The 5906-nt window shown below is 64.5% G+C and carries 4 protein-coding genes; all 4 read right to left on the reverse strand.

What is annotated here, in order from left to right; genetic code table 11:
• Positions 1–659, reverse strand: a 659-nt coding sequence (locus ENJ37_07425) for a hypothetical protein (protein HHL40319.1), incomplete at its 3' end; no start/stop codon positions are given.
• Between the two features lie 366 nt (positions 660–1025).
• Positions 1026–2993 carry a hybrid sensor histidine kinase/response regulator gene (locus ENJ37_07430; GenBank protein ID HHL40320.1) on the reverse strand — a complete coding sequence of 656 codons (1968 nt, stop codon included), beginning with the start codon at positions 2991–2993 and terminating at the stop codon, positions 1026–1028.
• A gap of 468 nt (positions 2994–3461) precedes the next feature.
• On the reverse strand, positions 3462–4754 hold the full coding sequence (locus tag ENJ37_07435) for an adenylosuccinate synthase (protein HHL40321.1): 1293 nt from the start codon (positions 4752–4754) through the stop codon (positions 3462–3464).
• Between the two features lie 2 nt (positions 4755–4756).
• Complete coding sequence (gene hisZ, locus ENJ37_07440) at positions 4757–5797, reverse strand: ATP phosphoribosyltransferase regulatory subunit (protein ID HHL40322.1); 1041 nt, start codon at positions 5795–5797, stop codon at positions 4757–4759.
• Between the last annotated feature and the right edge of the window lie 109 nt (positions 5798–5906).

Raw genomic sequence — 5906 nt, forward strand, 5'->3', positions numbered from 1 at the left:
CTCGGCCCCCGCCTCAGGACCTCGACGAGGTCGTCGAGGTCCTTGCCGTACTGGACGGCCCGGCGGTAGAGCAGTCCCAGGGGCACGCCGCGAAGGGTGCGCTCCGGGCTCGGCGAGGCGAGGCTCGCCACGGCGAGGCCGGCCGAGTTCATGGCCGTGACGGCGCCGATGTAGCCCGGCCAGGCCACGGAGAGGAAGTCGCGGCCCGAGGCGGGGCGGAAACGGAATACCGTGGAGAGGGCGCACATCTCGTCGGTAAAGACCGGGTAGTCGAGGTTGCGGCCCAGCACCACGCCGTCGTCGCCTCCAAGCACGGCGAAGGCCGTGCAGGCGAGGTTGGCCCCTATGTCGTCGAAGGCGTTGAGCAGGAATACGGAGCCCCTGTCCACACCGGCCGCCTCGGCCAGGGCCTCCATCTCCCGGCGGTAGTCGGCAGGGGCGTAGCCGATCATGAACCGTGCGGCGAGCTTGAGGACCGCCGCCACGAGGCTGCCTGGCGCGAACCTCCTGACGCGGTCGAGATAGGCGCGCACTGCCTCGCAGGCCGCCCTGACCCCATCGCGCACCTGCTCGCCGTGGCCGTGACCGAGCTCTTCGGGCCCGCCCCGAAGTTCCACGACGGCCGGTCCGCCCCCCTCACCCTCAGCCGCGCCCCGCAACGACAACCCTCCCTTTTTCCATGGACCCACTCTGTAAAGGAGCTTTCCCCCGCAGCCCACCGGCGCCTCCCGCCGTGTCGCACCGGACCTCCGGGATTATAGGAAACTCTGATTTATTGCACTGAGGGAACCTTTTTGTAAAAGGGTCACAGACCCCCGGTTCCCTCAGACTCCCTCCAAAAACTTTTAATGCGACTTGGTTTCCCCCTGTTTTGCCAGGCAAAACAGGGGGAAGCCAAGTCGCATTGAAAGTCTTTGAAGGGGGTCTGGGGGAAACTTTCTACAGAAAGTTTCCCCCAGGGTAATCAAAAGACCGCGGCCGAGCCTGCGGGGGATCTCGCACTCCAAAGACTTTTCACTCAGCGGTCAGCGGGGATCCCTGATGGCCGTCTTGACCTTTGTCAGGAGCTCTTCGAGGGTGTAGGGTTTGGAAAGGAAGGGGTAGCCTTTTTCTTCTATGGACTTCCACTGGGACTTGTGGTCCGTGTAGCCGCTGCACAGCAGGACGGGCAGGCCGGGCCTCACGGCCCGGAGCTGGCCGACGAGCTGGATGCCGTTACGGTCCGTCAGGACGACGTCGCTGAAGACGAGATGAAATTCTCCGTCCTCCCTCTCGAAGAGCTCGGCCGCCTCGCCGGCCGTGGCGGCGTCGAAGACGACATAGCCGTTCTCGCGCAAGGCCCTTCCGGCAAAGCGCCGCACGTCGCCCTCGTCCTCCACGAGCAGCACCCTCTCGCCGCCTCCCTTCAGGTCCCTGAGCGAGACCTCCTGCGCCGTCGTATCCTCCACCTGCTCAAAAGAGGCCGGCAGGTAGATGGAGAAGAGCGAGCCCCGGCCGGGCTCGCTCTCGACGTTTATCCAGCCGTTGTGCCGCTTCACTATGCCGTAGACGACCGAGAGGCCGAGACCGGCGCCCCTTCCCACCTCTTTAGTCGTGAAGTACGGTTCGAATATCCTGGGAAGAAGAGATCTCTCCATGCCCCTGCCCGTGTCCTCGACGCGCAGGCACACGAAGGCGCCGGGCCTGGAGTAGGGTATGGCCCTCGAAGACGCGGCGTCGAGTTTCACGTTGCAGGTCCTTATCCTTATGCTCCCGCCCTCGGGCATGGCGTCGCGGGCATTGACGGCCAGGTTCATTATGACCTGCTCCATGTTGCCCGAGTCGGCGCTTACGGCCCAGAGCTCCGGCTCCAGGTCGGTCTCCACGGCGATGTCCTCTCCGATGAGTCTGCCCAGCATCTTGAGCATGTCGTCGACGATGCCGTTGAGGTCCACGGGGGCGAACTCGATGGGCTGCTTGCGGCTGAATATGAGGAGCTGTTTGGTGAGGCTTGCGGCGCGCCTTGCGGCCTTGAGTATGGTGTCGAGGTCCTGGCAGGCCGGATCCCCATCGCCGATTCTCGCTCTCATGAGCTCGGCCACGCCGTGTATGGTCGTCAGAAGGTTGTTGAAGTCGTGGGCCACACCGCCCGCCAGCGTACCGACGGCGTCCATCTTCTGGGCATGGAGAAGCTGCGCCCTCATGGCGTCTTTCTCCTGCTCGGCGCGCTTTCGCTCCGTGATGTCCAGAAAGGTGACGACCCCTCCGATGACGACGCCGTTCTTGCGCACCGGGTGGGCCCAGCACTCGGCGGGGAAGACCGAGCCGTCGGCGCGCCTCACGACTCCGTCATCGAAATGCACGCCCTCGCCGCCGCGCAGGACTCGGAAGGGGCTCTCTCCGTCGCCGCCCGGCACCTCTATCATGTCGAAGACATCGGCGCCGAGCAGCTCCTCCTCGCCGCCGTAACCGAGAAGCTTGGTGCACGAGGGGTTGCAGAAGGTGCACCGGCCCTCGAGGTCCACGCCCACTATGGCTTCGGCCGTCGAGTTGAGAAGCAGCCTTATCTCCTCTTCGCGCTCGCGCAGCTTCTCCAGCGTCCTGGCGTGCTCCATGGCGTAACGGATGGTCCGCTCAAGGAGCGCGGCGTCTATCTTCTCCTTGTCGAGGTAGTCGAAGGCGCCGGCCCTCATGGCCTCCACGTCCGCGTCCCGCCCGCCCTCGGCTGTTATGAGTATGGAGGGGGTCTGTATCTCCCTCTTCCGCGCCTCCCTTATGAGCTCCAGTCCGCTCGAATCGCCCAGAAACAAGTCGACCAGGAATACGTCGTAGCGGCGCGACTCCATGGCCTTCAGCGCGTCGGCGTAGCTGTCGGCCCAGTCGACGGCGAACCTCCGGGCGTCGATATCCCTCAAGAGGCCCTCGAGCAGGGTATAGAAGTACCTGCTGTCCTCGACTATGAGGACGCGGAGCTTTCCGTTCCTGCCCGGACTCTTTCCCTTCGAATCGATCAATCCTGCCTGCCCCGGAAGAGGGATCGTCTCTATACGCGCAGACGTATGCCCTTCGAATTTATAACAAGCTACACCCTCTTGTCAATAAAATCATCACAGCAGGCTGCGGAAATGTCACGGCCTTCGAACGGTCCGGGGGAGGAGGAACGGGCCGGAAGAGGGACGAGGGGGGCGGAGAAGTCGAAGAGGGCGGTCAGCGGACGGCGACCTCCGCGCGGTTGCGCCCCAGGCGCTTTGCGCGGTGGAGGGCCTCGCCGGAGGCCGATATGACAGGGCTTCTCGAAAGGCCGTTAGGGGTATCGCCCCCGCGGCACCGAGGCTTACGCTCACGTGAGCGGAGATGGGCGAGCTCTCGGGGGATGGCGTGGGAGTCCACGAGCCGGCGCAGCCGCTCGGCCATGGCGCCGCCCCCCGGACGAATGGGGAAAGGTTCACAGGCCGGTGTCGGCCACAGGCCGGCCACGGCCGTCAGTCGAAGGGGTTTTTCACCATGACGGCCTCTTTCCTGTTGGCCCCGACCGATACGATACAGACAGCGGAGCCGACGAGCTCCTCGAGCCTTGCAAGATAGGAGCGCGCCTTTCGAGGCAGGGCGTCGAAGCTCGTCACCCCCTGTGTCCTGCTCTTCCAGCCCTCGTGGACCTCGTAGACCGGCTCGCACCGCGAGAGCACGGAAGGCGAAGTGGGGAAGTCCTCGATGAGCTCGCCGTCACAGCGGTAGGCCGTGCATATGCGGATCTCGTCGAGGGTGTCGAGCACATCGAGCTTGGTCACGGCCAGCGAGTCGATGCCGTTTATCCTTGCGGCGTAGCGTGCCGCCACGGCGTCGAACCAGCCGCAGCGCCGCGGCCTGCCGGTCGTGGCGCCGTACTCGCAGCCCTGCTCCCTGAGCCTTGCGGCCTCGTCGCCGGCAAGCTCCGTGGGAAAGGGGCCCTCGCCGACCCGCGTGGCGTAGGCCTTCATGATCCCCACGACCGAGTCTATGCGCGTGGGGCCGACGCCGGAGCCGGAGGCCGCCGCGCCGGCCGTCGTGTTGCTGGAGGTGACGAAGGGATAGGTGCCGTGGTCCACGTCGAGGAGCGTTCCCTGGGCTCCCTCGAAGAGCACCCGCCTGCCAGAGCGTATGGCGTCGTCGAGGAAGAGGGACGTGTCGGCAATGTAAGGCGCCATGGCCTCGGCGTAGCCCATGTAGTCGTTGTATATCTCGTGGACCTCGAAGCCGTCGTCGTGGAGAAGGGTCTTGAGCAGGTGGTTCTTCTCCATGAGGTTGGCCTTGAGCTTTTCGCGGAAATCGGGCTCGCTGAGCAGGTCACCGCACTTGATTCCGCAGCGCGAGGCCTTGTCCTCGTAGGCGGGACCTATGCCGCGGCCCGTGGTGCCTATCTTCTGCCTGCCGCGTATCCTCTCCCTCGCAAGGTCGATCTTCTTGTGGTAGGGCATGATGAGGTGGGCGTCCCTGCTCACCAGAAGGGACCCTTCGTCGAAACGCCCCCTGGCCCTGAGCATCTCTATCTCCTCGAGGAGCACGGCCGGGTCCACGACGACGCCGCTGCCTATGACGCAGCTCTTGCCGCCGTGGAGTATGCCCGACGGGATGAGATGGAGTATGAACTTCTCCGAGTCCACACAGACGGTGTGGCCCGCGTTGTTGCCTCCCTGGAAGCGGACGACCACGTCGCTGTACTCGGTAAGTATGTCCACGATCTTGCCCTTGCCCTCGTCGCCCCACTGCACGCCGACGATGACTACGCACTTGGCCATCTTCACCGGTCCCTTTCCATGGCGCAGGCCACCTGCTCGACATCGAAGGCCAGCCCCGTGGAAGCGCAGGGGTAGCCGTAGCGAGCCAGGAGGTCGTCGTACCTGCCGCCGCTGAGTATGGGCTTGCCGATGCCGCAGGCGAAACCCTCGAATATCGTACCCGTATAGTAGTCGAAGCCCCTGACCTCGCCGAGATCGATGGTGACCCAGTCCTTCACACCCTTCTCGTCCACTATCTCCATCATCCGGCCGAGGTTCTCAAGCGGCGTCCTCGTCGCCTCGTCGTCGCAGTAGGGGAGGGCCTTTTCGATGACCTCCTCCTCGCCGTAGAAGGTCGCAAGGGCCACAAGGAGCTCGCGCTCGCCGGCGCTCACACCGTCGAGCCCGGAGACGAGGGCGGCGAGCCCGGTGGAGTCCTTCCTGGCCAGCGCGCCGCGCAACTTCGCCCTCTCGTCGTCGTCCACGGCGAGGCCGTCGAGCACGGCCCGGACAAAGCCCACATCTCCGATGTCTATCTTGAAGTCCTCGAGCCCCAGGGCCCTCAGGGCCTCGACGGCCACGACGATCATCTCGGCGTCGACCTCCGCCGAGGGACGGTCCGTAACGTACTCGGCGCCCACCTGAAGGACCTCGCGCATCTTGCGTTCCGGCTGGTCCAGGCAGCGCAGGACACTCTCATTATAGCAGAGTTTGAGCGGAAGGGGACAGTCACGCATGCGCGTGGCCGCAAGCCTCGCTATCTGCGGGGTGATGTCGGGCCTTATGGCAACGACCCTCCCGGTGACGGGCTCTATGAACTTGAGGGCCCTCGCCCTGAGGTCTTCGCCGGAGCCGAGGGCGAGCGAATCGAGATACTCTACAATGGGGGTGATCACCCGCTCGAAGCTGTAACGCTCGAAGACGGAGAGAATGGTCGACTCTACAAGCGAAATGCGGGCCGCCTCCTCCGGCAGTATGTCCCTTACTCCCTGGGGAAGCGCCGCCGCCGGAACAACACCCCCGCCGCCCGAACCGCGCCCGGAACTACACACCTTTTCAACCATCCCGTCTCCCGGAGCAAGGAAGTTTCGACTTATCGCACTGAGGGAACCTTTTTGTAAAAAGGTTCCCTCAGACTCCCTCCAAAAACTTTTAACGCCCTGCGGTTCATCC

This window comes from Deltaproteobacteria bacterium, assembly GCA_011375175.1.
Classification (GTDB): domain Bacteria; phylum Desulfobacterota; class GWC2-55-46; order GWC2-55-46; family DRME01; genus DRME01.

Coding starts and splice junctions, on each gene's coding strand:
- ENJ37_07435 (HHL40321.1), bottom strand. CDS start 4,754: ATGGCCAAGTGCGTAGTCATCGTCGGCGTGCAGTGGGGCGACGAGGGC.
- hisZ (HHL40322.1), bottom strand. CDS start 5,797: ATGGTTGAAAAGGTGTGTAGTTCCGGGCGCGGTTCGGGCGGCGGGGGT.